General features: G+C 53.4%; 19 protein-coding genes. 14 read left to right on the top strand and 5 right to left on the bottom strand.

What is annotated here, in order from left to right; all coding sequences use genetic code 11:
• Positions 1-17: 17 nt before the first annotated feature.
• A complete protein-coding gene (locus ACTHRH_RS01400) occupies positions 18-827 on the bottom strand; it encodes a helix-turn-helix domain-containing protein (protein WP_144933939.1) in 810 nt (269 codons plus the stop codon).
• Between the two features lie 167 nt (positions 828-994).
• Between ACTHRH_RS01400 and ACTHRH_RS01395 the strand changes: the two genes are divergently transcribed.
• From ACTHRH_RS01395 to ACTHRH_RS01385, 3 genes are all read left to right on the top strand, one after another.
• Positions 995-2,281: a Gfo/Idh/MocA family protein gene (locus tag ACTHRH_RS01395; protein ID WP_379290015.1), complete on the top strand. Its 1,287-nt coding sequence runs from the start codon at positions 995-997 to the stop codon at positions 2,279-2,281.
• A 129-nt stretch (positions 2,282-2,410) separates the two neighbouring features.
• A complete protein-coding gene (locus tag ACTHRH_RS01390) occupies positions 2,411-3,949 on the top strand; it encodes a tagaturonate epimerase family protein (protein ID WP_440413702.1) in 1,539 nt (512 codons plus the stop codon).
• A 101-nt stretch (positions 3,950-4,050) separates the two neighbouring features.
• The gene (locus ACTHRH_RS01385; protein WP_440413700.1) at positions 4,051-5,319 is read left to right on the top strand and encodes a glucuronate isomerase; all 1,269 of its coding nucleotides are present in this window, start codon (positions 4,051-4,053) and stop codon (positions 5,317-5,319) included.
• Positions 5,320-5,344: 25 nt separating this feature from the next.
• On the opposite strand, the gene ACTHRH_RS01380 is transcribed toward ACTHRH_RS01385, so the two are convergent.
• The gene (locus ACTHRH_RS01380; RefSeq protein WP_440413698.1) at positions 5,345-5,554 is read right to left on the bottom strand and encodes a hypothetical protein; all 210 of its coding nucleotides are present in this window, start codon (positions 5,552-5,554) and stop codon (positions 5,345-5,347) included.
• Between the two features lie 67 nt (positions 5,555-5,621).
• Between ACTHRH_RS01380 and ACTHRH_RS01375 the strand changes: the two genes are divergently transcribed.
• From ACTHRH_RS01375 to ACTHRH_RS01350, 6 genes are all read left to right on the top strand, one after another.
• Positions 5,622-6,197, top strand: a complete 576-nt coding sequence (locus ACTHRH_RS01375) for a hypothetical protein (RefSeq protein ID WP_440413696.1) — start codon at positions 5,622-5,624, stop codon at positions 6,195-6,197.
• Positions 6,198-6,414: 217 nt separating this feature from the next.
• Positions 6,415-14,979, top strand: a complete 8,565-nt coding sequence (locus ACTHRH_RS01370; protein ID WP_440413694.1) for a GH36-type glycosyl hydrolase domain-containing protein — start codon at positions 6,415-6,417, stop codon at positions 14,977-14,979.
• A 324-nt stretch (positions 14,980-15,303) separates the two neighbouring features.
• Positions 15,304-15,582 (top strand): hypothetical protein, encoded by a 279-nt coding sequence (locus ACTHRH_RS01365; protein ID WP_150959181.1) that lies wholly within the window; start codon positions 15,304-15,306, stop codon positions 15,580-15,582.
• Positions 15,583-15,724: 142 nt separating this feature from the next.
• Positions 15,725-15,877 (top strand): hypothetical protein, encoded by a 153-nt coding sequence (locus ACTHRH_RS01360; protein WP_191964277.1) that lies wholly within the window; start codon positions 15,725-15,727, stop codon positions 15,875-15,877.
• 81 nt (positions 15,878-15,958) lie between these two features.
• Positions 15,959-16,402 carry a phosphatase PAP2 family protein gene (locus ACTHRH_RS01355; RefSeq protein ID WP_191964278.1) on the top strand — a complete coding sequence of 148 codons (444 nt, stop codon included), beginning with the start codon at positions 15,959-15,961 and terminating at the stop codon, positions 16,400-16,402.
• Between the two features lie 170 nt (positions 16,403-16,572).
• Positions 16,573-16,734, top strand: a complete 162-nt coding sequence (locus ACTHRH_RS01350; RefSeq protein WP_186328249.1) for a hypothetical protein — start codon at positions 16,573-16,575, stop codon at positions 16,732-16,734.
• A gap of 86 nt (positions 16,735-16,820) precedes the next feature.
• Here the strand turns inward: ACTHRH_RS01350 and ACTHRH_RS01345 are convergent, their stop codons facing one another.
• Positions 16,821-17,717, bottom strand: coding sequence for an AraC family transcriptional regulator (locus tag ACTHRH_RS01345; RefSeq protein WP_440413690.1), 897 nt, complete (start codon positions 17,715-17,717; stop codon positions 16,821-16,823).
• A 161-nt stretch (positions 17,718-17,878) separates the two neighbouring features.
• Between ACTHRH_RS01345 and ACTHRH_RS01340 the strand changes: the two genes are divergently transcribed.
• Positions 17,879-18,640: a sugar phosphate isomerase/epimerase family protein gene (locus ACTHRH_RS01340; RefSeq protein WP_150959184.1), complete on the top strand. Its 762-nt coding sequence runs from the start codon at positions 17,879-17,881 to the stop codon at positions 18,638-18,640.
• Positions 18,641-18,661: 21 nt separating this feature from the next.
• Positions 18,662-19,747 carry a Gfo/Idh/MocA family protein gene (locus ACTHRH_RS01335; protein ID WP_150959185.1) on the top strand — a complete coding sequence of 362 codons (1,086 nt, stop codon included), beginning with the start codon at positions 18,662-18,664 and terminating at the stop codon, positions 19,745-19,747.
• 405 nt (positions 19,748-20,152) lie between these two features.
• Here the strand turns inward: ACTHRH_RS01335 and ACTHRH_RS01330 are convergent, their stop codons facing one another.
• Positions 20,153-21,109 (bottom strand): AraC family transcriptional regulator, encoded by a 957-nt coding sequence (locus ACTHRH_RS01330; protein WP_440413687.1) that lies wholly within the window; start codon positions 21,107-21,109, stop codon positions 20,153-20,155.
• A 170-nt stretch (positions 21,110-21,279) separates the two neighbouring features.
• On the opposite strand from ACTHRH_RS01330, the gene ACTHRH_RS01325 reads away from it, so the two are divergent.
• Together ACTHRH_RS01325 and ACTHRH_RS01320 are read left to right on the top strand one after the other, a co-directional pair.
• A complete protein-coding gene (locus ACTHRH_RS01325) occupies positions 21,280-23,025 on the top strand; it encodes a glycoside hydrolase family 35 protein (RefSeq protein WP_440413685.1) in 1,746 nt (581 codons plus the stop codon).
• Between the two features lie 362 nt (positions 23,026-23,387).
• Complete coding sequence (locus ACTHRH_RS01320; RefSeq protein ID WP_260982019.1) at positions 23,388-24,158, top strand: alpha/beta hydrolase; 771 nt, start codon at positions 23,388-23,390, stop codon at positions 24,156-24,158.
• A 145-nt stretch (positions 24,159-24,303) separates the two neighbouring features.
• Here the strand turns inward: ACTHRH_RS01320 and ACTHRH_RS01315 are convergent, their stop codons facing one another.
• Entirely contained in the window at positions 24,304-25,134 is an 831-nt protein-coding gene (locus tag ACTHRH_RS01315) for a helix-turn-helix domain-containing protein (RefSeq protein ID WP_440413683.1), read from the bottom strand.
• Positions 25,135-25,370: 236 nt separating this feature from the next.
• On the opposite strand from ACTHRH_RS01315, the gene ACTHRH_RS01310 reads away from it, so the two are divergent.
• Positions 25,371-26,195: a phytanoyl-CoA dioxygenase family protein gene (locus ACTHRH_RS01310; protein WP_440413681.1), complete on the top strand. Its 825-nt coding sequence runs from the start codon at positions 25,371-25,373 to the stop codon at positions 26,193-26,195.
• The last annotated feature ends 318 nt before the right edge of the window (positions 26,196-26,513 follow it).

Raw genomic sequence — 26,513 nt, 5'->3', positions numbered from 1 at the left:
CTTTCCACATGACCGCTTTACCCTCGGGCCCTCTTGCGGTATTCCAGAGGGCTCACTTTGGCCAGTTCCTTGAATACCCGGCCGAAGTGGGCGATATTCTCGTATCCTACCTGTTCCGCAATTTCTATTATCTTCAGACGGGATTCCCTAAGAAGTTTCTGTGCCTCCTTGATCCTCACGGTATTTACATATTCCACGTAAGTAAATCCAGTCACTTCCTTGAACTTCCGGCTTAAATAATACGGACTGATATAATGCTTCTCCGCAACCGAGCCAAGGGTAATGGCGGACATGTAGTGGTTGTTGATATATTCGACGATATCATAAATTTTAAGCTGCAGCGGATTAGCCTGCTCGGGGGAAGGCTCCGGCTCCGCCAAGCATTTTCTCCCGGCCAGAATGAGCAGTTGAGCCAGCTTCGCCTGCAGGCTGGTCTTCCATCCCGGCGACTTCGTGTCCTCCTCCTCCAGCATCGAGAACAACAGCTCCTCTACGGCTCTTCGGTCCCCGGAGTTTAATTGAAGCCGTCTGGTCCGGCTCTGGAAAGGCGCAAAGCATACCGGATCGGCAAACGAATTCAGCCAATGTTCGTCAAAATGAAGCAAAATCCTCTCATGATCCGCCACTCCGGTATCAGTCGTCTTGTGAAGCTCATATTTATCTATAAATACAATGCCGCCTTCCTTAAGAGGATGCGTCCGGTCCTTGATAAAATAATCCCGCTCCCCGCGCAGCAAGTAGTAGATTTCATAATACGGATGAAAATGATTATCGGACATGGTGTAGTGGCCGGTTCTGCGAATGTGCTCGATAAAGAAGGATTTCAACAGCCGCTCTTCCTTTCTTGTACTGTTTCAGAATATTATACAATATTTGCGCTTGATATGGACAAAAAATGCAAGGTTTTATCCTCTTTAAGCAATAATTGATTAGATCATAATCTATTCTTGCGCTAGAATTAGGAAAAATTGATTATAAAAGAGGAGAATGTCAGATGACGCTGAAGAGATATGCGCTCGTGGGAACCGGCGGCCGTGCGGAGTTTTTCTATGGCCCGCTGGCTCAAAAATATCGGGAAACCTCCCGGTTAGTCGCTTTTTGCGATATCAATCAAACGAGGATGAATTACGCTAACCGGCTGCTACAGGACAAGTACGAAAGTGCCCCTGTTCCGACTTACAGAGCCGACGAGTTCGACCGGATGATTGCCGAAACCAAGCCGGATATTGTCATTGTGACCTCTATCGACCGGACTCATCATACTTACATTATTAGGGCCATGGAGCTGGGTTGCGATGTGATTACCGAGAAGCCGATGACCGTTGATGAAGAGAAATGTCAGCAAATCATCGATGCGGTGAAGCGGACAGGCCGCCACTTGCGGGTAACCTTCAATTACCGATATGCCCCGCACAATACGAAAATTCGCGAGCTGATTAAAGACGGTGTCATTGGGGAAGTTTTCTCGGTCCATTTCGAATGGCTGCTCAATACACAGCACGGGGCCGATTATTTCCGCCGTTGGCATCGGGATAAGCGAAATAGCGGGGGGCTGCTGGTTCACAAGTCTACGCATCATTTCGATTTGGTCAACTTCTGGCTGGGCAGCCGGCCGGAAACCGTCTACGCGATGGGAGGACTTCGGTTCTACGGGCGCGAGAATGCAGAAAGCCGCGGGGTGACGCAATTTTATCAAAGAGCTCATGGCAGCGAGGCGGCGCTCAATGATCCGTTCGCTTTGCATATGGAGAACAACAGCCATTTGAAGGCTCTTTATCTGGATGCCGAGCATGAGGATGGCTATCAAAGGGATCAAAGCGTATTCGGGGACGGAATCAGCATTGAGGATACGCTGGGAGTCATGGTGCGCTACAAGAACAAAGCGATCATGACCTACTCTTTAAACGCTTACTTGCCTTGGGAAGGGTTCAATGTTGTGTTTAACGGCAGCAAGGGCCGCTTGGAGGTAAATGTCGTGGAGCGCCCTTATGTCAATTCCGGCGGCAATAAAGCCGACGAAGGCGCCCTCAAGCACAAAACCGTGACCGTTCACCCGATGTTCGATGTCCCGTATCAAGTGGCTATCGAGGAGAAGGAAGGCGGGCATGGAGGCGGTGATCCCATTCTGCTGAACGATCTCTTCGGGAATCCGGAGCCGGATCCGCTTAATCGGGCGGCCTCGCACGTGGATGGAGCCATCTCGATTCTGACCGGTATCGCGGGAAATATTTCGCTGCGTACGGGACAGCCGATAAGCATCGATCATCTGGTCCGTTTCTGATTAATAACGCCATGCTGATTATATTCGGTTGCATCTTGTGAGGCAGATGGGCAGATAGCGGCCAGGGGCGGAACGTTAATCCAAGCTGAGGGTAGGCGGAGGAAATAATCATGGCTAGGGGGAGCGAGAATGGACCTTTATTTATCTTTGATTGAAAAGTGGAACGAAGCGGAAAATAATGCGATTACGGAAAATATTTTGCGAAAGAGCCGCTTTCCGGAGACGGGGGATCAGGCGGGGCAGTGGACGGTATACGGGCAATCCTATACATCGCTGGATGGCGCCAGGCTGTTGATGGTCAAGGGCCCGGAAGGAAAGAAAATGCTTGTCTGGGGAGAAGGGGAGCTCTATCGGCAATTAAACGGGGAGGAAGGCAGCGGCTACAAGCTGTGCGGGCTGACCCACGAGAACCGGCTTGTTCTGAACCGCCTGCTGCCGTTTACCGCTCCCCGGGCGCTGGGCAAACAGACGGCAACGATTGGTCTGGGAGACCGGCTGGGCCTGGCCTCTCCGGGCCATATCCAGACCGTGCGGGGCCGGGAGATCAGGCCGGTCCTTGCACAGCAGAGCATTCGCGAGCTTAATCTGACCAACCGCGATTATAAGCAGGTGCTCGATGCCGCCAGCTATGCGGTGCTTCAGGAAGGCTACCGGGACGGGTATGGTGCGGACGGCGATCACTTGAAGGTGGAGGCCGATATCGAGATGGCACTCGGCCTTGGATTCACCATGCTGACCCTGGACTGCTCCGAACGGATCGATAATACGATTGACGGTAAATCGGAGGAGGAGATTGACCGCCGATATGCGAAACTTCCGGTGCAGGAAAGAAAGCGGCTGGAAGAGACCTACCTGCAGAAGGAATTCCAGGCGGGCTCTTATGTAATTCATTTTGATCCGCTCCATTTAAAAAAGTATGCGCTCATTTACGGAGAAGCTATCCGCTTCACAATAGACATCTATGAACGGTATATCCGGAATCTCGGGCGGCCGATCGATTTCGAACTGTCTATTGACGAAACGATGACGCCGACCGATCCCGCCGCGCATTATATGGTGGCGAACGAGCTTCACGCGACCGGGCTGGATTTATACAGTGTGGCTCCCCGCTTCTGCGGAGAATTCCAGAAGGGGATCGATTACATCGGCGATCTGGAACAATTCGAGCGGCAGCTTCAGGTTCATGCGGCCATTGCGGATCATTTCGGCTACAAGCTGAGCATTCATTCGGGCAGTGATAAATTCAGCGTTTTTCCGATGATTGCCCGGTATACGGGCGGCCGTTTTCATGTGAAAACAGCGGGAACGAATTGGCTGGAAGCGATGAGAACGGTAGCCAGGGTAAATCCGAAGCTGTACCGGCGAATGCATGAATACGCGATGAAGCATTACCCGGAAGCTTTGGCTTATTACCATGTAACCACCGATTTCGATGCGATTGTTCCGCCGGAGAAGCTGGACGACGGACGTCTGCCGGAGTATATGGAAGATAATAATGCCCGCCAGTTAATTCATATTACCTACGGATTGCTGCTGCAGGCCAAGGATGAACAGGGCCGCAGTCTGTTCAAGGAGGAGCTGTATCAGACGCTGGAACAGCATGAAACGGATTATGAGCAGGCGCTTCTCCATCATATCGGCCGCCATCTGGAGCTGTTAGGCAAGTAGGACATATGCCGTTATGAACGGCGCCGATGTCCTTTACAAACGCATTTGGCTGATTTTCTTGTTGGAATGCTGCACTAGTTATGATTTAAGGAGGCATGGATATGATCAGCGAACGTGAAACGCTGAAAGCCGTTGTGCAAGATGCGGTCCAACGGCAGAAAGTCACCGACATGCACACCCATTTGTACTCCCCGAATTTTGGCGACATTCTGCTATGGGGAGTAGACGAATTATTGACCTACCATTACTTGGTAGCCGAGGTGATGAGGTGGAGCGACATCCCGATCAGTGATTTCTGGGAGCTCGGCAAGCGGGAGCAGGCCGATCTCATATGGAATAAGCTCTTCGTAGAGCATTCGCCTGTCAGCGAAGCTTGCCGCGGCGTTCTTACCACCCTGCAAGGATTGGGAGCAGATTTGTCGACACGCAATTTGGAGCAGTATCGTGAGCGGATCGGGCAGTCGGACCGGTTCCGCCAGGTGGATGAAGTGATGAGATTGGCCAATGTCGATCATATCGTCATGACGAACGATCCGTTCGATGACCGCGAAAGGGCCGTCTGGCTGGCAGGGACCAAGCCCGATTCCCGTTTTCATGCGGCGCTCAGGATCGATCCGCTGCTGAATGAATTTTCCGCCAGCAAGCATCGTCTTCGAGAGTGGGGATACGCCGTCGGGGACGAATGGAACGAGCCGTCTGCCGGGGAGGTCCGCCGGTTCCTGAAGGACTGGATCGGACGGATGAATCCCCTGTATATGGCCGTTTCGCTTCCTCCGGGCTTCGCTTATCCGGAGGAGTCCGACCGCGGGCGGATCATTCGCGATTGTATTCTTCCGGTTGCGCGCGAGGCGGGCATTCCGTTTGCCATGATGATCGGCGTCAAGAAGAAGGTCCATCCCGCACTGGGCGATGCCGGAGATTTCGTCGGTCAGGCCGGGATGGAGGCGTTGGAATATTTGCTGTCGCATTATCCCGACAACAAATTTATCGTCACGATGCTGTCACGGGAAAATCAGCATGAGCTGGCTGTTCTGGGGCGTAAATTCCGCAATTTGATGATTTTCGGCTGCTGGTGGTTTCTTAACAATCCGGTCATTATTAACGAAATGACCCGAATGCGTCTGGAGCTTCTCGGTTTAAGCATCGTACCGCAGCATTCCGATGCCCGGGTCCTCGATCAATTGATTTATAAATGGAAGCATTCGAAGGAGATCATCGCCGAGGTGCTGATTGAGAAGTATGATGATCTCCTCCGGACAGGCTGGAGGATCGATCCGTCCGAAATACGGCGGGATGTGGCGGATCTGTTCCGCAACAATTTCTGGCGCTTTGTCGGACGGCCTGATCTGGTGGAAGATCCGGAAGAATAAAGCGATATTGCGGTGGAGCGGTTCCTTATGCAGGATTTCCTGAGGGGGCCGCTTTTTTTTCTGTTAGACGTGCCATTCCGTTTGCAAGGCACCAGCTGAAAATGAAAATAGACCGATTTTCAAGGTAGAGGAAAAAAAGCTGCTGGGACATCGTTCTATCTTCTGATGGTTCATCCCATATGGTTGGCCCCGGAATATGTTGGAATGTGGGAGACAACCATCCATTTTTCTTCATTTGTCTGTCCTTCTCCTAGTACTTGAATATGCTGTAAAGACAAATCTATTACGAGGGAGACCATGGTATGAAAAATCGAGGATCCATCCCCTATTACAACCGCAAAGGCGTCTTTGGCCAGTCTTCCTTCCCGCTTTTTAACGACCGCATTAAAGGAAATATCAGGAAGGGGGGGCGGTTAGCCCAACGTCCTGTTATCCGGAAGAGCAATTCGGAGGCCCCACCTGAAGCAGTTGTGGAAGACAGGCAGGACCGGGAAAGAGAAATCGTTCCAAGGAAATCCCCGAATGCGGAAGCGGCCGCCGAGGTTTCCCCGGAGCCGAATGAAACGAATGCTTCTTCATCAAAGGTTGTACAGGAAAGGACAAAATCGACGGCTGTGCCCAGGAAGAGGCAGAGACGGGCCGAACAGAAGCAGCCCGAGGACACACCCGAGTCGAGAACCGTTATCGTTCCGGATCCCAAGAGTGAGGCTCCGCGAAACGGCCGGAGGATCTACGGCAAGAGAAAAGCGGGGAGAAAATTGGAAGTGGAAAGAATGGACAGCTTGTTTAATGAATTGGCCCTGCTCGATGAAGAACCGGAGGATCGGCATTACCGATCGCGAAGCCATTCTGGCAGGCAGCGCTCCGAGTCCACATAACCGCAGTATTTTATAACTTGAAACCAACTATCCATAACAGCAAAAATCCTCAGAAGATCTGGGGATTTTTGCTGTTTTTTGTCGTGTAGAAGGATGGAACGGGATACAGAAATTAATAAAAGCAGGGCAAGATGGGAATATTTAGATTGAACTGGTGCTTCATTGCATGGGCAATGAAATTTTTGTCAAAACTACTGGCCTTCTTCGGGGGGGACTCATGATTCTTAACAATGATTCATTAAGGCAGAAAGCTCGAGAGCTGGCACTGAAGCACGATACTCGTGCGGCGATGCGTCCAGCTGCGCGGTTATGGAGAAATTTTAATGCGGACGTGGACAGCCTGCGTTCGTTCGTGCGGTCTTTGCAGAATAAGGATACAAATTGTTCGCAGCCTGCGGAAGAATGGCTGTTGGATAATGCGGAATTTATAGAAGAGCAGGAATTAACGGTTCGTGAAGAATTATCTTCCTATGCTTTGCGCCGTCTGCCTTGTCTGCGCAAGAGCGGCGAGCTGCGGATTCAATCGGTCTGTGCGGATTATTTGGAGCATGTGGACGGCATCGCTGATCCGGAAACACTCGCTACCTACATCCGGGCCTATCAGGAGGTCTCGGTCCTGACCATTGCGGAAGCATGGGCCATTCCGCTTATTCTGCGAGTCTCTCTGATGACACGGCTGGCCAAAGAAATGGAGCTTGTTCGTGAACGAAGAGAGGTCTGCGCCCAAGTTCAGCATTTTCTCAACAAAATAGAACCGGCCAGGCTGGATCCGGAAGTTCTCCGTACAGCGCTGGATGAAGCGGGACAGGATATTCCCTTGTCCGGCCCGTGGATCGTTCATATGGTAAGCCATCTCAGGGAGTGGGCCGACGATGCCTCCATGGTGCGAGAGTGGCTGTTATGCAAGCTCGAGAACGGTCCGGAAAGCTTGGATCGTCTGGTTACTTATGAGCATCAGCTTCAGGCAGGGTTTCAAGCGACAGCCGGTCATCTGATCGGGAGCTTCCGCAGGGTGGAGCGATGGGACTGGAGAGAGACCTTCGAGAAAATTTGCCTCGTAGAGCAAACTCTCCGGGAAGACGCTACCGGCGTCTATCCCCGTCTGGATGAATCCAGCAGAGACACGATACGCAAACGGGTGGAAGAGATCGCCCGCGGGCTGCGGGTGCCGGAAAACCTGGTTGCCAGGCAGGCTGTAGAGCTGGCCGAAGCCGCTTACGCCGAAGCGAAATCCGGTCAAGTGACTCGGGACGGGTCGAATTCTCCGGCAGATGCCGGCAAAGCTGCCGAAGCTATCGAAGCGAGCAGCGAATCGCGGGAGGTAGAGGGAGCTTCGGAGGGAACCGTAACCGGGGCGGACCACAGCGCCTCCCGACCTGTGCCGGAGCTGCCGAGACAGACCTTCCTCGCTTATTACTTGTTGGAGAATGAAGGAATTAAGAAGCTGCGTCAGGCGCTCAAAATGTGCAGTGAATCTCGTTTGCGGATGAGGCCGCAGGGGATGACTCGCCGGGGAACCGGCTCTTATTTTTCTCTGCTGTCTGCTGCTTTCTTCATCGCCCTGCTAGGCTTCACCCTATGGATGGGAGCGGGTTATGATTTACGGCCCGTCCACTGGATAGTCGTTGCCCTCTTGCTGGTTCTGCCGGCCAGCGAATGGGCCGTAACCGCGGCGCACTGGCTGATTGAACGCTTGACGCGCCCGCGCCCTTTGCTGAGATATGATTTTTCGGCGGGAATCGCCGAGGAAGCGGCGACGATGGTCGTCATTCCCGTCATCTGGTCCACAGCCGAGGAGGTGCGGGAGCTGGCGGACCGCTTGGAGCTTCACTATTTGGCTAACCGCGATCCCCACATCCACTTCGCTCTTCTGGGTGATTTTACGGATGCCGAGACGGAGAGCACGCCACAGGATCAAATCATCCTGGAAAGCGCCAAGGGCCATATTGAAAGACTGAACCATCTGTATTCCCGGGAGGGAGGGACGACCTTCCATCTCTATCAGAGAAGAAGACAATGGAACGCCTCCGAAGGAGTTTGGATGGGATGGGAAAGAAAGCGCGGCAAGCTGGTCGAATTCGTAGAGTACCTGCAGGGAAGCCGGGACACGAGCTATCAGTACACCATCGGAGATGACTCCGTGCTGCAGCGAATTCGTTACATTATTACACTGGATACGGATACGCAGCTTCCGCTCGGGTCGGCCCAGCGAATGATCGGCACGATCCATCTGCCCTATAACCGTCCCCGACTTAACGAGAGCAAGTCCCGGGTAATTGAAGGGTACGGTGTTCTTCAGCCGCGGATCGGAACCAGTCTGGAGGCGGCCATGCGTTCCCGCCTGGCCGGTCTATGGTCGGGGAACCCCGGCATCGATCCGTATTCCTTCGCCGCATCGGACCCTTACCAGGATGGATTGGGGCAAGGAATTTTTACGGGAAAAGGCATCTTCGACGTCCAGGCGTTCCATCAGGTATTGTGCGAACGAATTCCGGACAACCATGTGCTCAGTCATGATTTGCTGGAGGGCGGGTTTCTGCGTGCGGGCCTGCTCTCGGATATTGAATTGGTGGATGATTATCCCTCCACCTTCCGCTCGTACCAAATGCGGCTGCACCGCTGGGTGCGGGGAGACTGGCAGTTGGTCTGCTGGTTGTTTCCCCGTATATGTGACCGGCGGGGCACGCTCAAGCCCATCGATTTATCCGCTTTGACCCGATGGCAGATGATCGATAATTTGCGGAGAAGCTTGATGCCTCCGGTTCTTTTTCTTATCCTGCTGCTGGGTCTGACCATTCTCCCCGGATCGCCCGTCCGTTGGCTGGCCGTCGTATTCCTTACCTTCATGCTGCCGGTCATACGTCAACTGGCAGCCTTGGGAAGAGGGCTGCGGATCAGAGGCCTGCTGGCATCCATCGGCCAAGCTTTGCTGGCGATTGGAACGCTGCCCTACCAAGCGGTAATAATGGCTGATGCCGCGGGAAGAAGTCTCTACCGGCTGTATATTTCCAAGAAGCATCTATTGGAATGGGTCAGCTCTGCGGAAATCGAACGGCGCAGCTCTGGAAAAGACGGCGCCCCTGTATTGGGGATGGGCCGGGGATTGGCTTGCACCGCACTTTTTGCCGTGGTTTCGCTCTTTGCGCCGGGCTACGGGCCGGCTATCGGGCTTATTTTGTCGCTTATATGGGCGTTGGCTCCGCTGGGCATCCGCTGGCTGGACGAGCGTCCGTCCCGTTCGGCCGTTTCCTTCACCCGTGAGGAAGAACAGCATTTGCGAACCTTGGCCAAGCAAATCTGGATGTATTTCGAAGACTTCGCCGGGGAACGGGATCATTGGCTGCCGCCGGACAACGTGCAGTTGGATCCGCCGAACGGAGTTGCTCATCGCACCTCCCCGACGAATATCGGTTTTCTGTTAACCTGTACGTTAGCGGCAAGGGATTTCGGGTTTATCGACACCCGCGGAATGATGGAAAGAATAGGGAGGACCTTGGGGACGCTCGAGCGGATGGATAAATGGAATGGTCATTTGTACAACTGGTACGATACCGTTACGCTGGCTCCCCTGCCTCCGTTATATGTATCAACTGTCGATTCCGGTAATTTTGTCGCCAGTCTGATGACGGTGAAGGAAGGCTTGGCGGAGTGGCTGCGGACAGACTTCGGGCTGCAGGGCTTCTCCGGTAAGGAGCAGGTCGACAGGGGCCGTTATTCAAAACGGGAGAACGATAGAAGACAGAACACGGAGGCAGGTATCGGCAAGCCCACTCTTTCCGTCCATGAAGAATTTGCCGTGGAGTGGGAGCCGACGGAGAGAAGTGAGGTCGATGAGCCCGGGCTTCCTATAGGGGAAGGCCCCTTCGCTCCTTCGGAGGATGATGAAGGTTCCGGGGAATCTGCTGCGGAGGCGGCCGACCGGGAGCAGTGGCTCGCATACGGTCACCAGCTCCTGGCCCGGCTGGAAACATTAATCGAGGAGACGGATTTCCGGCCTCTGTACGATCATCGGGCCAAGCTGTTCTCGCTCGGCTATCATGTGGCCGCGGGAGAGCGGGAAGGGATTCTCTATGATTTGCTTGCCTCCGAAGCGAGACAGGCCAGCTTTGTCGCGATTGCCCTCGGCCAGATTTCCGTATCTCACTGGTTCGCGCTTGGACGGACCATGACGAAGATCGGCAATGAAGCGGCATTGATCTCCTGGTCGGGGACCATGTTTGAATATATGATGCCGTGGCTGATCATGCGAACCTATCCGAACACTATATGGGAACGCACGTACCGCAGTGTCGTCCGTAAACAAATACAATATGCTCACAGCCGGGGGGTGCCGTTCGGAATTTCCGAATCCGGATACTACGCGTTCGATTATGACCTTAACTATCAATATCGGGCGTTCGGTGTTCCCGGTCTCGGATTCAAGCGGGGACTTGAACAGGATTTGGTGCTTGCCCCGTACGCGACGATTATGGCACTGCCCTACGCCCGGGATCAGGGGCTTGAGGATCTGCGAAGGATGGAGAAGCTAGGTGCCCGGGGCAAATATGGGTACTATGAAGCGATCGATTTTACACAGGAAAGGATGCCCAAGGATCAGGAATATCAGATCGTCCGCAGCTTTATGGCGCATCATCAGGGAATGAGTCTGCTCACCCTGGGAAATTTGCTGCTTCCGCATAAAATGTATGACCGTTTCCACAGCGACAAGCGGGTGCGGGCAGCGGAATTGCTGCTGCAGGAACGGGCAGCGGCGCGACCAAAAGTTATTGAGAGACTGGTCATGGAACGAGTGCCCCGCCCGGCCGCCAAGCTCGAGGGTGTCCCTGCGACGCGGGAATTCTCCTCTCCGGATACGCCTTCTCCGGAAGTCTGTGTATTGTCCAATGGGACCTTCACGACCGTTCTGACCAACAGCGGCAGCGGGTTCAGCAGATACGAGGGAATAGCGGTCTCCCGCTGGCGTGAGGACCCTGTTGCCGATGACTGGGGAAGCTATATCTATATTCGCGATGTCGCCGAGGATGCCGTCTGGTCGGCGACACATCAGCCTTGCCTAGTGCCGGTCAAGGAGCAGTTGACTCAATTTATGCTGGAGAAGGCCGTGTATACCCGCGAGAATAAGGAGCTCGCCACCCATCTCGAGGTCTGTGTCTCTCCGGAGGCTAATGCGGAAGTCCGCAGACTTACCCTCACTAATCGGGGGAAGGAAATTCGGACGGTTGAAGTAACGACTTTCCTGGAGGTCGTCCTTGCTCCGCCCGATGCGGACGATGCGCATCCGGCCTTCAGCAAGCTATTTGTGAAGACGGAATACTGTCCGGATGCCCAGTGCCTGCTTGCCCAACGAAGGCCGCGGGACGGGGGCGAGCAGGCTCTGTGGGCCGCTCACGCCCTAATTGCTTCCGAACATGGGCCCGTGGAGTACGAGTCGGACCGTGCGGCTTTCATCGGTCGCGGGCATACTTTGGCCGATCCGCAAGGTCTTCGCTCCAGGCTTGGCGGCACCTTAGGGGCGGTCGCCGATCCTGCCTTCATCATGCGGAGGCAGTTGACGCTGAAGCCGGGAGAGCGGGTCCAATTGTTTGCCGTAACGGGAGTGGCAGACTCTCGGGAAGAAGTGATTGAAATGATGAAGCGGTTCGGCAGCGGCCACCAAGTCGAGCGCAGCTTCCAGATGGCCTGGACACGCAGTCAGATTGAACTTAGGCATCTGCATCTGAAAGCGGCGGATGCGGCTCTGTTCCAACAGCTTGCCGGCCGGGCTCTGTATGCCCACACGCTTGCCGAGGAGCAATCCCGGAGGATTGCGGACAATGTCCGGGGCCAGTCCGGCTTGTGGTCCCACGGAATTTCCGGAGACCGGCCGATCGTGCTGGTCCGCATTGACGATACGGCTAACCTGGCCTTCGTTACGAAGCTGCTTGTCGGCCATGAATACTTGCGCCGTTTGGGGATGCCGCTCGATCTGGTTGTTCTGAACGAATCCCAGGGCGGTTATCAGCAGGATCTGCAGGAAGCGATCCGGCGTATAGCGGAGCAAGGAGCGGTCCGCTTCGGCAATGACCGCGGGGGCATCTTCCTGGTAGCGGCCAATCAGCTTTCGGAAGAGGACAAGACGCTGCTCCTGGCTACGGCGAGAGTGCTTCTCCGTGCAGGGGGGCCGAGCCTCAAGGCACAGCTTAAGCCGGCTCGCGGAAGCGGCCAACAGGAATGGTCGGCTTCTCCGGTGCCGGCGAAAGAATCTTGGCAGCAGCGGAATCCTTCGATTACGACGACGCGGGATCAACCTTCTGCCGAAGCCGCCGAGCCGCTCACATTGTTTAACGGGTGGGGGGGCTTCAGTCCGGACGGCCGGGAGTACCGGATCGTCATCAAAAATGGAAACCACTTGCCGGCCCCTTGGGTGAACGTGATCGCCAACCCTCGATTCGGTACGGTTCTGTCCGAATTGTATACGGGCTATACCTGGTGGCGTAACAGCCGGGAATGCAAGCTGACCCCATGGTCCAACGATCCGGTTGTCGACCGGCCCGGGGAAATTTGCTATCTGCGCGATGAAGAAAGCGGCCAATTCTGGCAAATCCCGCATGGCCGGACGGAGGCGGGAAGCTCCCATACGGTGACGCACGGCAGGGGATTTACCCGCTACAACCAGGAAAGCCACGGGCTGTCTCAGGAGATGACGGTATTCGTACCGCTTAACGATCCCGTGAAAGTCATCCGCTTAAGCCTGACGAATCGGACGGAGGAGAAGCGCCGTCTGTCGGTAACGTACTATGCGGACTGGGTGCTTGGGGTGCGCCGCGAAGCAACGTCTCCTTTCATCGTGACGGAGTGGGACGAGCGCGCCTCCATGCTGTATGCCCGCAACACTTATCAAGAATCGTTCCGCGAGGCGACCGCTTTCCTGACCGTTCTGACGGATTCCGATGATTTAACCGGAACGGGGGATAAGGAGATGCCGGCAAGCGCCCGTAAGGAATTGTCATGGACAGCGGACCGCGAGGAATTTATCGGGCGCAACGGTACACCGGCGCGGCCGGCCGCGATGGGCCGAAGCAGATTATCCGGCCGGACGGGACCGGTGTATGACAGCTGCGGGGCCGTACAAGCCAAGCTGTCCGTTGAGCCGGGCGAGCAGGTGACGGTCTATACGCTGCTGGGCTGCGAGGATTCTCGGGAATCCGCCATGGAGCTGGTCCGGAAGTATAAGCAAGCAAGTCAATGCGAGAAGGCATTCGGCCAGGTCGCAGCCTTCTGGGATCGGGTTCTGGAGCAGGTTCAGATCTCTACCCCCAGTCCGGAAATGGATCTGATGATGAACGGCTGGCTGCTCTACCAATCCTTGTCCTGCCGCATGTGGGCACGCACGGCCTTCTATCAGGCTGGCGGCGCCTACGGCTTCCGGGACCAGCTGCAGGATTCCCTGTCCTTGCTGCACAGCCTGCCCCATCTGACCCGCTCGCAAATTATTCTGCATGCCTCCCATCAATATATAGAAGGGGATGTGCAGCATTGGTGGCACGAGGAGACACATAAAGGGATCCGGACGCGATTCTCCGATGACCTGTTATGGCTCCCCTATGCGGTTACGAGGTACCTGGAGCATACCGGGGATGAGAGCATCCTGGAAGAGACTGCGCCCTATCTGCATAGTGATCCGCTGGGAGAAGGCGAGCTGGAACGGTATGAGCCGACTGTCGTCTCGGAAGAGAGCGGGACCATCTATGAGCACTGCTTGCGCGCCATTGACCGCTCCCTGAGCTTCGGAGAGCACGGGCTTCCGCTCATCGGAATAGGGGACTGGAACGACGGGCTAAGCCGCGTAGGGGATGCCGGAAGGGGAGAAAGCGTCTGGCTGGGCTGGTTTATATGCTATATTTTGGACCGGTTCGCCGACCTGTGCGCCCGCCGGGGAGAGCCGGACAGGGCGGAGCGTTACCGGCAAGTCCGCGGTGAACTGGCCGCATCCCTCAACGAGCATGCCTGGGACGGTCAATGGTACCGGAGAGCCTTCACGGATGACGGGCAGTGGCTGGGCTCGCTCCATAACAACGAGTGCCGGATAGACGCCATTGCCCAATCCTGGTCGGTTATTTCGGAAGCGGGCGAGCCCGACAAGGCGCATCGCGCCATGGAGTCGTTCGACCGGAATTTGGTGGACCGCAGCCTGTCCGTTGTCCGGCTGCTCACCCCGCCGTTCGACCACACCGATCCGTCTCCCGGGTATATTCAAGGCTATCCGCCGGGGATTCGCGAGAACGGGGCGCAGTACACGCACGGCGTTCTCTGGGGGATTCTGGCCTGGTGCCGGCTTGGCAACGGGGACAAAGCATTCGAGCTGTTCCATATGCTGAACCCGATCACCCATACCCGGACGCCCGGAGAGGTGCGGCGCTATGTCGGCGAGCCTTACGTGATGGCGGCAGACGTCTACACGACGGACCCGCATAAGGGGCATGCCGGATGGACCTGGTATACGGGTGCCGCCGGCTGGATGTATCAGGTCGGCCTCGAGGGCATTCTCGGGCTGCAGCGGCGCGGCGCACGTCTGTATATCCGGCCCTGCATTCCGTCAGACTGGCCGGAGGTCACCATCCGTTATCGCTATGGAGATGCCTCATACCGGATCACGATCCGCAATCCGGAGCGCAAGTGCAACGGTGCGGCGGTCTTTGAGGTGGACGGCCGGAAGATCCCCTTAACCGAATTCGGGGAGGAAGGTCCTTTCGTCGATTTGAGTGATGACGGCAAGGATCACGAAGTCGTCCTAACCCTGTAGAACGAATACAGCAATTGAAGAAGTGTTGGCTTTAATTAACACGAACGGGCGCGGGTGACGTTCAGGCCGTTCCATCAGCGGGCAACCGTTGGCGGAGCGGCCCTTTTTCAATTCAGGGGGTTCCCCGCAAAGTACCATGAATAGGCTTAGAAGGTTATGCGTCACTTTGTGGGGGATTTAACAGGGCTCCCCAAAGTGTAATGTATAAACCTTTATCGAAGTAAAGCAAGAGGAACTATCGTATTTAGAGGAAGGTTTAGACGCCGTTAATGCAGGCAAGAATTCCTGCGATAATACATCCATTTAGAAGCGGTTCAGACACCTATGGAGAAAAGCCTGCGAAAATACATTAATTTCGGTCTCCAATCACCCGATCCCCCCCTGGAATTAGAAAAAAGATGTATTTTTTCAGGCATTGCTGCGGACTACGGGCAAAATGGCCAAAAGCATGCACAATTGCAGGCTTTCTGTCCGCCGCTGCGTTTCCGCTGCGTTAACATGGCGTCAACATATATTTTTACCGGCATAAAACCTAACTTTAGATTGATTTTTGCTGGAAGGAGGGAGACACCTGTGCTCTCCATTGCAACATGGGTGAAGTGACGGGAAGCGAGCCAATTCTCGAAATTGGATTGTCCTTCGTTGTTATGTCTTTCGAAACTTTTACAGTGGATTAATATCCCTATAACATAAGCTTGAAAATCGCGTGAGATAATGAGAAAAAAGGCTGAATGGAGGAGTAATTATGGGGACCATCCAAGTTGACCGATTAGTCAGGCTGCTGATCGTCGCCCTGTCGTTCCTGACTCTGCTCATTACGCTGTACACAATGACTCATCCGGAGCCGTCTGCCAACCGAAACGAACACTCCAAGATCATACGAGAGAAGGTGGTCTGATTGCAGCATTGGATTGGAAAAATAAGGGAAAACGAAATTCGTTTACTGTACTTTATTAACGGGAAAATGAGATCCCGATGGATGGATAGAACCATGTCCGCCATTACTCATCTGGGAGGGGCTATGTTTACGGTCGCCCTGCTGATGGCTCTGCCGTTGGCCTTCCCGTTCGGATGGGACGGAATCGTCTCCTTGACGGCGAGCCATCTGGCGGTGCAGGCAGCCAAAAGATCCTTCGGCCGGACAAGGCCATACGTTACGCTTCCCCACCTGCAGGCTCCGGCCAAGCTTCTCTCGGACCATTCCTTCCCATCCGGCCATACGACAGCCATCTTCTCGGCCGCCACTTCCATCAGCCTGGCTGTTCCTTCGATTGCTCCGGCTATGTATCTAGCCGCGTTTGCCGTAGGCTGGTCCAGAATATATCTCGGACATCACTATCCTTCGGATGTCGTCTTCGGTGCGGTGACCGGCGCCGGATTTGCCGTGGCTGCCCGTTATGCTTTCCAGCATTTATTCGGATAGCGCGGATGAACGGGCTTCTCTGTTTTCTTAATTTTTACTGCAAGAGACGTCCAGAAAAAGGAGATTCACTCCAACGCCTGTGAACAATCCGCAGGAATGATTGCGGCCGGCAGCGAATAAAAATAGAGTGGCATTTCATTCCCCGGATATTCCGGAGAGGAGGGCGGGGGTTGGAGACTTTTGGCAGGGGCTGTTTGTATATTATTATTGGCATCGTTCTATTGCTTTTGTTGGCGTTTCTGATAGGGGGCAGCATTACGATTCCGTGGTTTATTGCCATTCCGCTGATTGTTCTGGCATTCTGGGCTGCCGGCAGGAGAAGCGGAAAGTGACGTCGAACACTGTCGGCCGCCGAATGCTGTCGTTGAAAAATTCCGCCTTTTCCATAGCATTTGAAGGCTTGCTGCACCCCTTAATGTCAGCGCTTATCGTCTCGGGGAGGGGACTTTCGGGAGCCGGGAGACAGCGGCGAGTTGGTTTCCCGGTCCATTCGTTCCCGGTATTCACTGGGGGAAATCCCCAATCTTGAGCGAAATACACGGTGGAAATAGGAGTAGCTCTGGAAGCCGCAAAATTCCGCAATCTGCTCAAGCGTCATGGAGCTGTATTCCATCCTTTCCCTGGCAATGGAGAGCCGGACCTCTATTGCGTAGTCGATGATCGATTTGCCGTGAGTTTCTTTGAACAAATGGCTGGCCCGGGACGGGCTGATCCCTACCGATTCGGCGACTTGCTTCAACGTTATCGGCTCTGTCGCATGCTGCTCGACATATTCTTTCAGCCGGTAAGGGATGGAAGACAGAGAAGATTTCTTCGGTGATTGTCTGGTTTCATCCAGCAGCCGGTCGATGGTCAGGCACAGAATTTGGCTGTAGCAGGTCAAGATTTCCTCGCTTTGGTCGTTAACTCTTCTTTTCTCTTGTACGATCTGTCTCCAAATCGCTAACAGCCGCTCATCGGGTGCTATATTTACTTTCGTAGGGCGATCACGAATCCTCCACCATTGATCGAACCATTCCCCGACGACCATCAAATAATAGTCCGAGCTGTGGATTTTGCTTAATCTCTTCAAAGAGTTCGGATTCTGGTAGCCTACGATCAATTCATAAGGGTCCGAAGGACGCAGAAGAAGCAGGTCTCCGGGCTGGATCCATTCATATTTGTCCCGTACCCATACGAAACAGTTTCCCTGGGTTTGCCATCGTAATAAGTAGCAGTTTAATCCTTTTTTCTCGCTAACGGTATGAGGCTTGTTATGTCTGGAATAGCCTGCCGTGAGCACATGCCTCTCTGCAAAATATGCCGTTCCATGCATTGCAGCAACTCCTTCCAGGTTATTATTATAGCAAGATAGTTCATGATATAGTGAGATCATTCATTCTCATTATAGTTAACCCGGGTTTAGAATGAAAGCAAGGTTCGGGGCAAATCAGTAGATTAAATGGCGTAAAATATTTCATGTAGAGGAGAATGGCCATGGGGCGAATGGGGATCGGCCTGCAGATGTATACTTTGCGGGACGAAACGGCGCGTGATTTTCCAGGCACACTGAGAAAAGTAGCCGCACTCGGCTATGAAGGCGTAGAGTTTGCCGGATATGGAGGAATGACACCGCCACAATTAAAAAACCTATTGGAAGAGCTTCAGTTGAGAGCAATTGGAAGTCATGTTTCCGTCAGCGATTTGAAGGACAGGCTGGAAGAGGTTGTTGAAATGAATGCCGCTATCGGCGCCTCCTATGTTGTATGTCCTTATTTAACCGTGGAGCAGCGTTCCGAGGGAGCCCTTGCGGATACGGTATCCTTATTCCAGAAGGCCAGCCGTGAATTGGCCAAGCACGGGATTCGCTTCGGATACCACAATCACGACTTCGAATTGACCGAGACCGTTGGCGGCGAGAGGCTCTTTGACCGGCTGTTCGGCATGATGAGTAACGAAGAATGCTTTGTCGAAATGGACGTATGCTGGGTGCATCACGGGGGACAGGATCCGCTGGAATATATTCGCAAATATGCGGGAAGAGTGCCTCTAATTCACTTGAAGGATATGCGGACTCTGGAGAATGGCAAGGCTCAAACCGTTGAACTGGGCCAAGGAGAAATTGACCTTCCGGCGGTCATATCGGCGGCAGGCTCTGCCGGTGCCGAATGGTTGATCGTGGAACAGGACCATTGTCAGAATCCGCCTCTGGAGAGCATTGAAACCAGTATGCGCTGGCTGAAAACCAATTACTTATAATCAAATGATTGGAGGATTACGATGACGACTAAATATCGGGTAGCTATTATTGGCTGTGGCGGGATTGCCAACGGCAAGCATATGCCAAGTCTCGCCAAGATCGACAAGGTAGAAATGGTGGCGTTTTGCGATATCGATCTGCAGAAAGCGCAGGAGGCCGCTCAGAAATTCGGCACTGCGGATGCGAAAGTTTATGAGGATTATAAGGAGCTGCTGGCCGACGGTTCGATCGACATCGTTCATGTCTGCACACCTAATGATTCCCATGCCGATATTTCCATTGCCGCATTGGAATCCGGAAAGCATGTCATGTGCGAGAAGCCGATGGCCAAGACGGCAGCCGACGCCAGAAGAATGGTGGAAGCAGCCAAAAGGACGGGCAAGAAGCTGACGATCGGATACCAGAACCGTTTCCGCACCGACAGCCAATATTTGCACCAGGTTTGCCGGGACGGCGAGCTGGGTGACATTTACTTTGCCAAGGCTCATGCGATTCGCCGCCGTGCCGTGCCGACGTGGGGGGTCTTCCTGGATGAAGAGAAGCAGGGTGGAGGCCCGCTCATTGATATCGGTACGCATGCTTTGGATTTGACCCTTTGGATGATGAACAATTACAAGCCCAAGGCGGTTCTCGGAACGGCTTTCCATAAGCTGTCGAGCAAAGCGGATGCGGCGAATGCCTGGGGCCCTTGGGATCCTCAGAAGTTTACGGTCGAGGATTCGGCTTTCGGCATGATTACGATGGAGAACGGCGCAACGATCATACTGGAATCCAGCTGGGCGTTGAACATGCGTCAGGTCGGCGAAGCCAAATGTACTCTCTGCGGGACCGAAGGCGGAGCGGACATGTGGGACGGATTGACGATCAACGGCGAGAAGCGGAGCCGGCTTTATGAAAATAAAATTTCGCTGAACAGCGGCGGAGTCGCTTTCTACGAAGGAAAATCGGTCAGTGAAGCCGATCTGGAAGCCAGACTGTGGATTGAGGCCATCGAGAATGATACCGATCCGGTAGTTACACCGGAGCAAGCCTGCGTCGTTTCGGAAATTTTAGAGGCGATCTATGAATCTTCCAAGACAGGCAAAGCAGTTTACTTCGATAAATGATTTGGAAAATGGGGCTGTCCTTGTTAAAGAGGACGCCCTTTTTCTTACCACATTAGAAAGTTTTGTTCATTAAAGCGTTAAAAAGGAACAACTTTCTAATTGGCATAAAAAGCTACCTTTAAAACCGGGTTATTCGTCTTCGAAGAGGCTCCGTTAGGAGCTTTTTTTAAAATATAGGAAAGTATAAGTTTTCATCTATACCTGTTCTTATATTTCATCGGTAAACGCTCCCGTCCTAAGGACGGCGATAGCCGTTTATTCTTGTACCTGGTTGTCGCAACCATGAATGCACCGATAGAATATCGTGCCGATGCCCGGAATAAGCGCGTATATGCATTTTTATTTAAGCCGTTCTTTACCAAAGCCCGGCAAACCGATCACTCTTACACCTGAGAGGAGCGTCTCTTATCCCTCCGCTTCGCCGGACTCCTTGGAAATGCTGGGCTTGGGCCGGAATTGGGTAGGGGGCATGCCGGACCAGCGGCGAAATTGTCTGGAGAAATGACTAATGGAGCCGAAGCCGAGCCGCGAAGAAATCTCCTCTATCGTCATGTCGCTGTTTACCAGCAGCTGCTTGGCTTTGTTCAGCTTTAACCGGCTTAAATACTGGCGCGGCGGGATACCGTAAACGCGGGTGAAAATTTTGCTGCATTGACTCCGGCTAAGGTGAAGCTCTTCTGCTATATCCGAGATGGAGCCGGAGGCAAATATCATGGAACGCAATTTCTCCTCAATCGCGTGAGCGGTATCCGCTTCCGATTGGGTAGCTTCATTAGGGATAGACGGAGAATTCTGCTGGACGGCGGCGGCACCGGCTGAGGAGAAACGGATAAATTCTCTCACGATCAGCAAGGTATAGGCTTGCAGAGCCATTTGATTATCCGAGGTAAGCTCTATGCGCCCCCCGTCGGGTACAGCTTCCAAAGTGCCGTTAGCGGCAGACTGTCCGTTAACCGGAAGTAAGCTTCGTAACAGCAGCAGCTCCATTTCTTTCTTATACAGGGGCAGACTCGAATGCTCCGAATCCTGCTTGGTGATATGTCTATATTTGGAGCCGCTTAACAGCTTGCGCAGCTTGGGGTCATCGATATCAAAATGAAGATTGAAAAAGGAATAAGTTTCTCCGGAGACGTTCTGCATCTGATGCCGGACCCCCGACTGCAGCAGCAGCCAATCGCCCGCATGCAGATCAAGCTTTCTTCCGTTGATCATATGAGTAACGCTTCCGCTCCAGCAGTACAGAAGCTCAAAAAGATAATGATGATGGTTAGGGAAAGACCAGCCCGGAGGCTTGACACTGAAGTGGCAGCCGACGATTTGCAGCGTACTGGTTATGTTTGGGAAATGGACGTCGATATTCACCGCAATCCTCCTAACTGACGGAGCGACTATAAGATTTCAACTAAAGTGATTATACCACTGCCGCAGCAAAAATGTGCAAAAATAAGGATGCTTTGCTAATTGTACAAATGTCCCGGGCTTTCTATTATAAAAGTATGGATATTATGACTATTTGATAACGGAGGGTTCCTATGGGACAGTTTGCGGTTAGCGGTAAGCAATTTACGTATGACGGAAAGCCGGTTCAGCTTCTATCGGGAGCGATTCATTATTTCCGGATCGTCCCGGAATATTGGAGAGACCGGCTGCTGAAGCTGAAGGCCTGCGGCTTGAACACCGTTGAAACGTATGTGGCTTGGAACGTTCATGAGCCGAATGAAGGGCAATTCAACTTCTCCGGCCAGGCCGACCTAGTTCGGTTTATTGAGATCGCGGGCGAGCTGGGCCTGTACGTGATTGTGCGTCCAAGTCCTTATATTTGTGCGGAGTGGGAATTCGGCGGATTGCCGGCCTGGCTGTTGAGCGAGCCGGATATGAAGCTTCGCTGCTACCATAAGCCTTTCCTCGATAAAGTGGATGCGTACTACGATGTGCTGCTGCCGAAACTCAAGCCGCTGCTGTGTACGAACGGCGGACCTATTATCGCCATGCAAATCGAGAACGAATACGGCAGCTACGGCAACGATAAGCGATATTTGGAATATCTTAAAGACGGCATGATTCGTCGCGGAGTGGATGTATTGTTGTTTACATCGGACGGACCTACCGACGTTATGCTGCAGGGCGGTATGGTTGACGGGGTGCTGGCAACGGTCAACTTCGGCTCCCGGACCGAAGAATCTTTCTCCAAGCTGCTGGAATACCAGCCGGACAAGCCGCTCATGTGCATGGAGTATTGGAACGGGTGGTTCGATCATTGGGGGGAAGAGCATCATACGAGAGATGCGAAGGATGCCGCCGCCGTTTTGGACGATATGCTGAAGATCGGTGCATCGGTCAATTTCTATATGTTCCATGGCGGAACGAACTTCGGTTTCTATAACGGGGCTAATTATGGTGGTTTTTATGAACCGACAGTGACCAGCTACGATTATGATTCGGCTCTGAGCGAGAATGGGGAGCTGACGGAGAAATATTATGCCTTCCGTGAGGTTATCGGCAAGTACGCTGAAGTGGATGAGTCGATTCTGCCGGAACCGATCCGCAAGAAAGCTTATGGCCGGATACCGTTAACCGCGAGCGCAGAGTTATTCGACAGCCTGTCCCTGCTTTCCCGTCCGGTGGAAAGAACCTGTCCGGAGCCGATGGAGAAGCTGGGGCAGAATTACGGATTCATTCTGTACACGACCCGGGTGTCGGGACCGAGAGAGAAGGCGAGCCTCATCCTGCAGGAGGTTCACGACCGGGCGCTCGTTTTCCTGGACGGCGAGTATAAAGGAGTTCTGGAGAGATGGGATAAGGAATCCAAGGTCGAACTGGAAATCCCTAAGGAGGGGGCCGAGCTGAGCATTCTCGTTGAAAATATGGGAAGGGTCAACTACGGACCGAAGTTAAAAGACTACAAAGGAATTACGGAGGCGGTCCGGTTAGGCTATCAGGCTCTGTATCACTGGACGATTCATACGCTTCCGTTGGATGATCTCTCTCCGCTGAAGTTTCAGAAGAGCGGTCCCGTTTCTGAGAAGCCGGTGTTCTACCGGGGAACCTTCCAGGTGGAGGAGGCGGCGGACACCTTCCTCGATATGTCCGGCTGGACTAAAGGGGTAGCCTATATTAACGGATTTAACCTTGGGCGGTACTGGAAGCGCGGTCCGCAGCAAACGCTGTACATCCCGGGTCCGTTGCTAAAAGAAGGCGAGAATGAAATAGTCATCTTCGAGCTGCATGGAACCGATGAAGCGGCCGTTACGCTGACAGACCGGCCTAACCTGGGGTAAAAAGCTTGACGCTATACCTCCTCACCTTTTGCGGTGAGGGGGTTTTTCTATTTAGGGCTAAGAATATCACTTGTCGCGAGCTTCGATTCGACTCCTACTGGCCGTACTTTTCTTGCCATAAATCACGCCATTCAATAAAGCTCAAGCCGGTGACTTCCTCAAGGGTCTGGCCATCGATGGAATAATATGCGCTAGTCTCTTGAGTTACTTGTACTGTCCTATTCTACGGGTAGCTTGTATAATCAAATTATCCTGATGAAGAGAGCCGGCAACGATAAATTGTTATTCAGAACGTGTAAAGGCAGAAGAAGTTCGTGCGGTCGTGCGGTTTTTCAAAAAACAGCGGAGAAAGGATGATTCAGATGAAAATTTCCCTATATTCGGATGATTCCCATTTAACGGAAGCCCCTTCCATAACCGCTTATTGGGCGGATGGAGAAGGGCCGAAGCCGGCTATGATCGTATGCCCGGGAGGAGGCTACAGACATAAAGCGAAACATGAAGGAGAACCGGTCGCCCGTTGGCTGAACGGAATCGGCATTACCGCCTTCGTTCTCGATTACCGGGTGGCGCCGCATCGTCATCCGCTGCCATTGTCCGATGCTCAACGGGCCATTCGATTGGTCCGGCATCGGGCTGCAGATTGGGGCGTGGATCCGTCCCGAATCGGCATTCTCGGATTTTCCGCGGGCGGGCATCTCGCAGCATCCGCCGGAACAATGGAAGCCCCGGCCGCTTCGGGGAACACTGATCCTGTTGAACGGGAAAGCACCCGTCCCGATCTGATGGTTCTGTGCTACCCGGTCATTACCTTCGGGGAAGGCGGGCATGAAGGTTCCCGCCTCAACCTGCTGGGGCCCGATCCATCGCCGGAGCTTCGGGCACAGCTTTCAGTTGAAAACCGGGTAAGTGCCGATACACCACCTGCATTTGTATGGCATACGGCGGATGATCTGAGCGTACCCGTTCAGAACAGCCTGAAGTTTGTAAACGCGCTGGCAAGCTTCGGCATTCCGTTCGAGCTGCATGTATTCCCGCATGGCCGTCATGGTCTGGGATTAGCCGAAGAAGACGAACATGTTCAGCAGTGGACGCGGCTATGTGCCGCATGGCTCCGAAAGAACGGATTTTAGGCAGTAGCGGCCTCCTCCCGAGTGGATTTATTCCGCGAAGTCCGCAAAGGCAGTCTCTAGCGACTTCCGCGACTTTCCGGATAGAGTGCTCTAAGGGAGGGAGTTGCCCGCATTAGTCCCTGCCGTGGATGGCCCGTGTTCCGGATTAGCGGATTTGCTTGCGGTATGCAGTAGGACTCTTCCCATAGTGGGAAGTAAACTGTTTGGTAAAATAATACGGACTTTGAAAGCCGACATCCTCGGCGATTTCAGCGACCGTACGTGAAGTGAATTCAAGCAGCCGCGCGGCTTGCCGCAGCCGGATTTTTGCCCGGGTGGCTGCAATTGAATCGCCTACCTGTTCTTTGAATAAATGTGCAAGGCGGGAAGGCGATAATTGCACCTGGCGGGCTAACCCGGCAATGCTGAAGGATTGCTTCAAGTCACGGGTAATTATTCCGAGCACTTCTTCGATTCTTGAATCCAGCCTCTTGGCCGTATCATTGACTCTCTGTGCCAGCAGCAGAATCATTTCCTCCATCGCGTTAAGGGCAAGCAGCCCGGAGTACGGCTGCTCTAACCTGCAATCCCCGATCATCCTTTCGAATACGGCTTGTAACCGTGCTTCTACGGAAGCATCGTTCAACCGGACAATCAACAGTCCGGGATGCGGCTCCGGCCAAGCCAGCCATTCCAGCCAGGAAGGCTGGGGAATAAAATGAGCCCAATAAAACTCCCACATCGTCCCTTCGCCGGCAGCATAGTGATGAACGGTGCCCGGCTTCAGCACGACGATATCTCCTCTATGACATGTCCAATTCCGCTCACCGATCCAATACGAACCGCTTCCAGAGAGGGTGTAGGTAATCAACCAGTCTCTGGTACCTCTTGAACGGTACACCCGATAGCCATCGGGCTCGGAGTAATGATCCGCAACGAGTATGCCCGGAGCGGGGCTTGCCGTTTCGACAGCAGGATCGTTAAGGAATTCAGCCATTTCCAGCATTCCTCCCTTCTCCATCTCATTCTACAATGAAAGCATCCGATCCAGAAGGCCTGAATCCTTGCAAAGGGGGGATCGCCGTCGGACAATGCCATGCCGTGTGGCGGGAACCGCACGCTTTTTCGGTGAAGACTGCCGATAGCCGGTGAAGATTGCCGACAACGAGAAGCCCGGCCCGGATCGAATGATTGAAATTCGGCAAAATTTTATAATAAGGAGAGGTAAAAGAGATGGAGAGTAGTTTGTCAATGGAGGCGGGTAACGAAAGGTACAAAATGCAGTTTGCAAGCGAGGGTTATACGATAGTCAGAGGACTGTTAAGCGAACCGGAGGTAGGAGAGATTAAAGAGACCTTTATGGAAATGCATCGACAAGGCCCGATTCCAGGTTATTTCGCACCGGTTTCCGCAGAGGAATCCGGAGGCGATATTCTGAAACAATTTCCGCGGGTTATGCACCCCCACCGGTTCAATGAATTGGCTAAGCGCTATATGCTTCATCCGGATATCATGAATGTCTTGGAGGATTTATTGGAGGAAGAGCCGATCGCGGCGCAAAGCATGTTTTATTTCAAGCCCCCCGGTGCCCGGGGTCAGGCGCTGCACCAAGATAATTTCTATTTGAAGGTTCAGCCCGGCACATGTATAGCGGCTTGGGCAGCAATAGATCCGTCGGATGAGGAAAACGGAGGAATTATGCTGGTGCCCGGTTCTCACCGACTCTATATTGAGTGCCCGCATTTGGCTGACCCGAGTGTTTCCTTTTCCAAGGAAGAAGTAAATGTACCTGAAGGGATGAAGGTCATCCCTACCCGGCTCAACGCGGGCGATGTTCTGTTCTTTAACGGCAGCGTTATTCACGGTTCTTATCCGAACCGTTCCGCCAACCGGTTTCGCCGTTCTTTTATTTGCCATTATGCGGGAATATCCGCTCGCCAAATCGGTCAATTCTATAACCCGTTATATACTAGAGACGGTCAATTGCTGGAATTGGAAGGAAATCCGGATTCGGGCCCTTGCGGGTCGGAATTTGGTACTCCTGCGGAAGCCCACTGAGGATAGAATCTACGTCAACTTCGCCGAAATATTAATGGAAAAGGGACAGACCGGAAGCAGATTCCGTTGCTTACACGGTTTACCTCTATATCGAGGCTTTGGACTGTTATCCCCTTGCCTCAGAAAAGCGAGATGACCATGAATTCCATCGGCTAGATTCCTTCCAGCCCGTTAAATTTCTGTTTCATAACAAGAAAGATCACACCCCTCCAGATGATACTGAGCTAACGGGATAACAGCCAAAGGATCGGGGAGAGCGTACGGGCCTGCCACTACTGAGCGAATGGGATAACAGCCAAAGGAGCCTAGAAATCAGTC

The sequence above is a fragment of the Paenibacillus sp. SAFN-117 genome (assembly GCF_051966115.1).
Taxonomy (GTDB): domain Bacteria; phylum Bacillota; class Bacilli; order Paenibacillales; family NBRC-103111; genus Paenibacillus_L; species Paenibacillus_L residui.
The sequence above is the reverse complement of the archived record's forward strand: the minus strand, read 5'-3'. Positions and strand labels throughout refer to the sequence as shown.

What these genes read in the sequence shown, in the direction of transcription:
- ACTHRH_RS01395 (WP_379290015.1), top strand. Translation starts at nt 995, where the DNA reads ATGACGCTGAAGAGATATGCGCTCGTGGGAACCGGCGGCCGTGCGGAG.
- ACTHRH_RS01390 (WP_440413702.1), top strand. Translation starts at nt 2,411, where the DNA reads ATGGACCTTTATTTATCTTTGATTGAAAAGTGGAACGAAGCGGAAAAT.
- ACTHRH_RS01385 (WP_440413700.1), top strand. Translation starts at nt 4,051, where the DNA reads ATGATCAGCGAACGTGAAACGCTGAAAGCCGTTGTGCAAGATGCGGTC.
- ACTHRH_RS01380 (WP_440413698.1), bottom strand. Translation starts at nt 5,554, where the DNA reads ATGAAGAAAAATGGATGGTTGTCTCCCACATTCCAACATATTCCGGGG.
- ACTHRH_RS01375 (WP_440413696.1), top strand. Translation starts at nt 5,622, where the DNA reads ATGAAAAATCGAGGATCCATCCCCTATTACAACCGCAAAGGCGTCTTT.
- ACTHRH_RS01370 (WP_440413694.1), top strand. Translation starts at nt 6,415, where the DNA reads ATGATTCTTAACAATGATTCATTAAGGCAGAAAGCTCGAGAGCTGGCA.
- ACTHRH_RS01365 (WP_150959181.1), top strand. Translation starts at nt 15,304, where the DNA reads ATGGAGAAAAGCCTGCGAAAATACATTAATTTCGGTCTCCAATCACCC.
- ACTHRH_RS01360 (WP_191964277.1), top strand. Translation starts at nt 15,725, where the DNA reads ATGGGGACCATCCAAGTTGACCGATTAGTCAGGCTGCTGATCGTCGCC.
- ACTHRH_RS01355 (WP_191964278.1), top strand. Translation starts at nt 15,959, where the DNA reads ATGGATAGAACCATGTCCGCCATTACTCATCTGGGAGGGGCTATGTTT.
- ACTHRH_RS01345 (WP_440413690.1), bottom strand. Translation starts at nt 17,717, where the DNA reads ATGCATGGAACGGCATATTTTGCAGAGAGGCATGTGCTCACGGCAGGC.
- ACTHRH_RS01340 (WP_150959184.1), top strand. Translation starts at nt 17,879, where the DNA reads ATGGGGCGAATGGGGATCGGCCTGCAGATGTATACTTTGCGGGACGAA.
- ACTHRH_RS01335 (WP_150959185.1), top strand. Translation starts at nt 18,662, where the DNA reads ATGACGACTAAATATCGGGTAGCTATTATTGGCTGTGGCGGGATTGCC.
- ACTHRH_RS01325 (WP_440413685.1), top strand. Translation starts at nt 21,280, where the DNA reads ATGGGACAGTTTGCGGTTAGCGGTAAGCAATTTACGTATGACGGAAAG.
- ACTHRH_RS01320 (WP_260982019.1), top strand. Translation starts at nt 23,388, where the DNA reads ATGAAAATTTCCCTATATTCGGATGATTCCCATTTAACGGAAGCCCCT.
- ACTHRH_RS01315 (WP_440413683.1), bottom strand. Translation starts at nt 25,134, where the DNA reads ATGGCTGAATTCCTTAACGATCCTGCTGTCGAAACGGCAAGCCCCGCT.
- ACTHRH_RS01310 (WP_440413681.1), top strand. Translation starts at nt 25,371, where the DNA reads ATGGAGAGTAGTTTGTCAATGGAGGCGGGTAACGAAAGGTACAAAATG.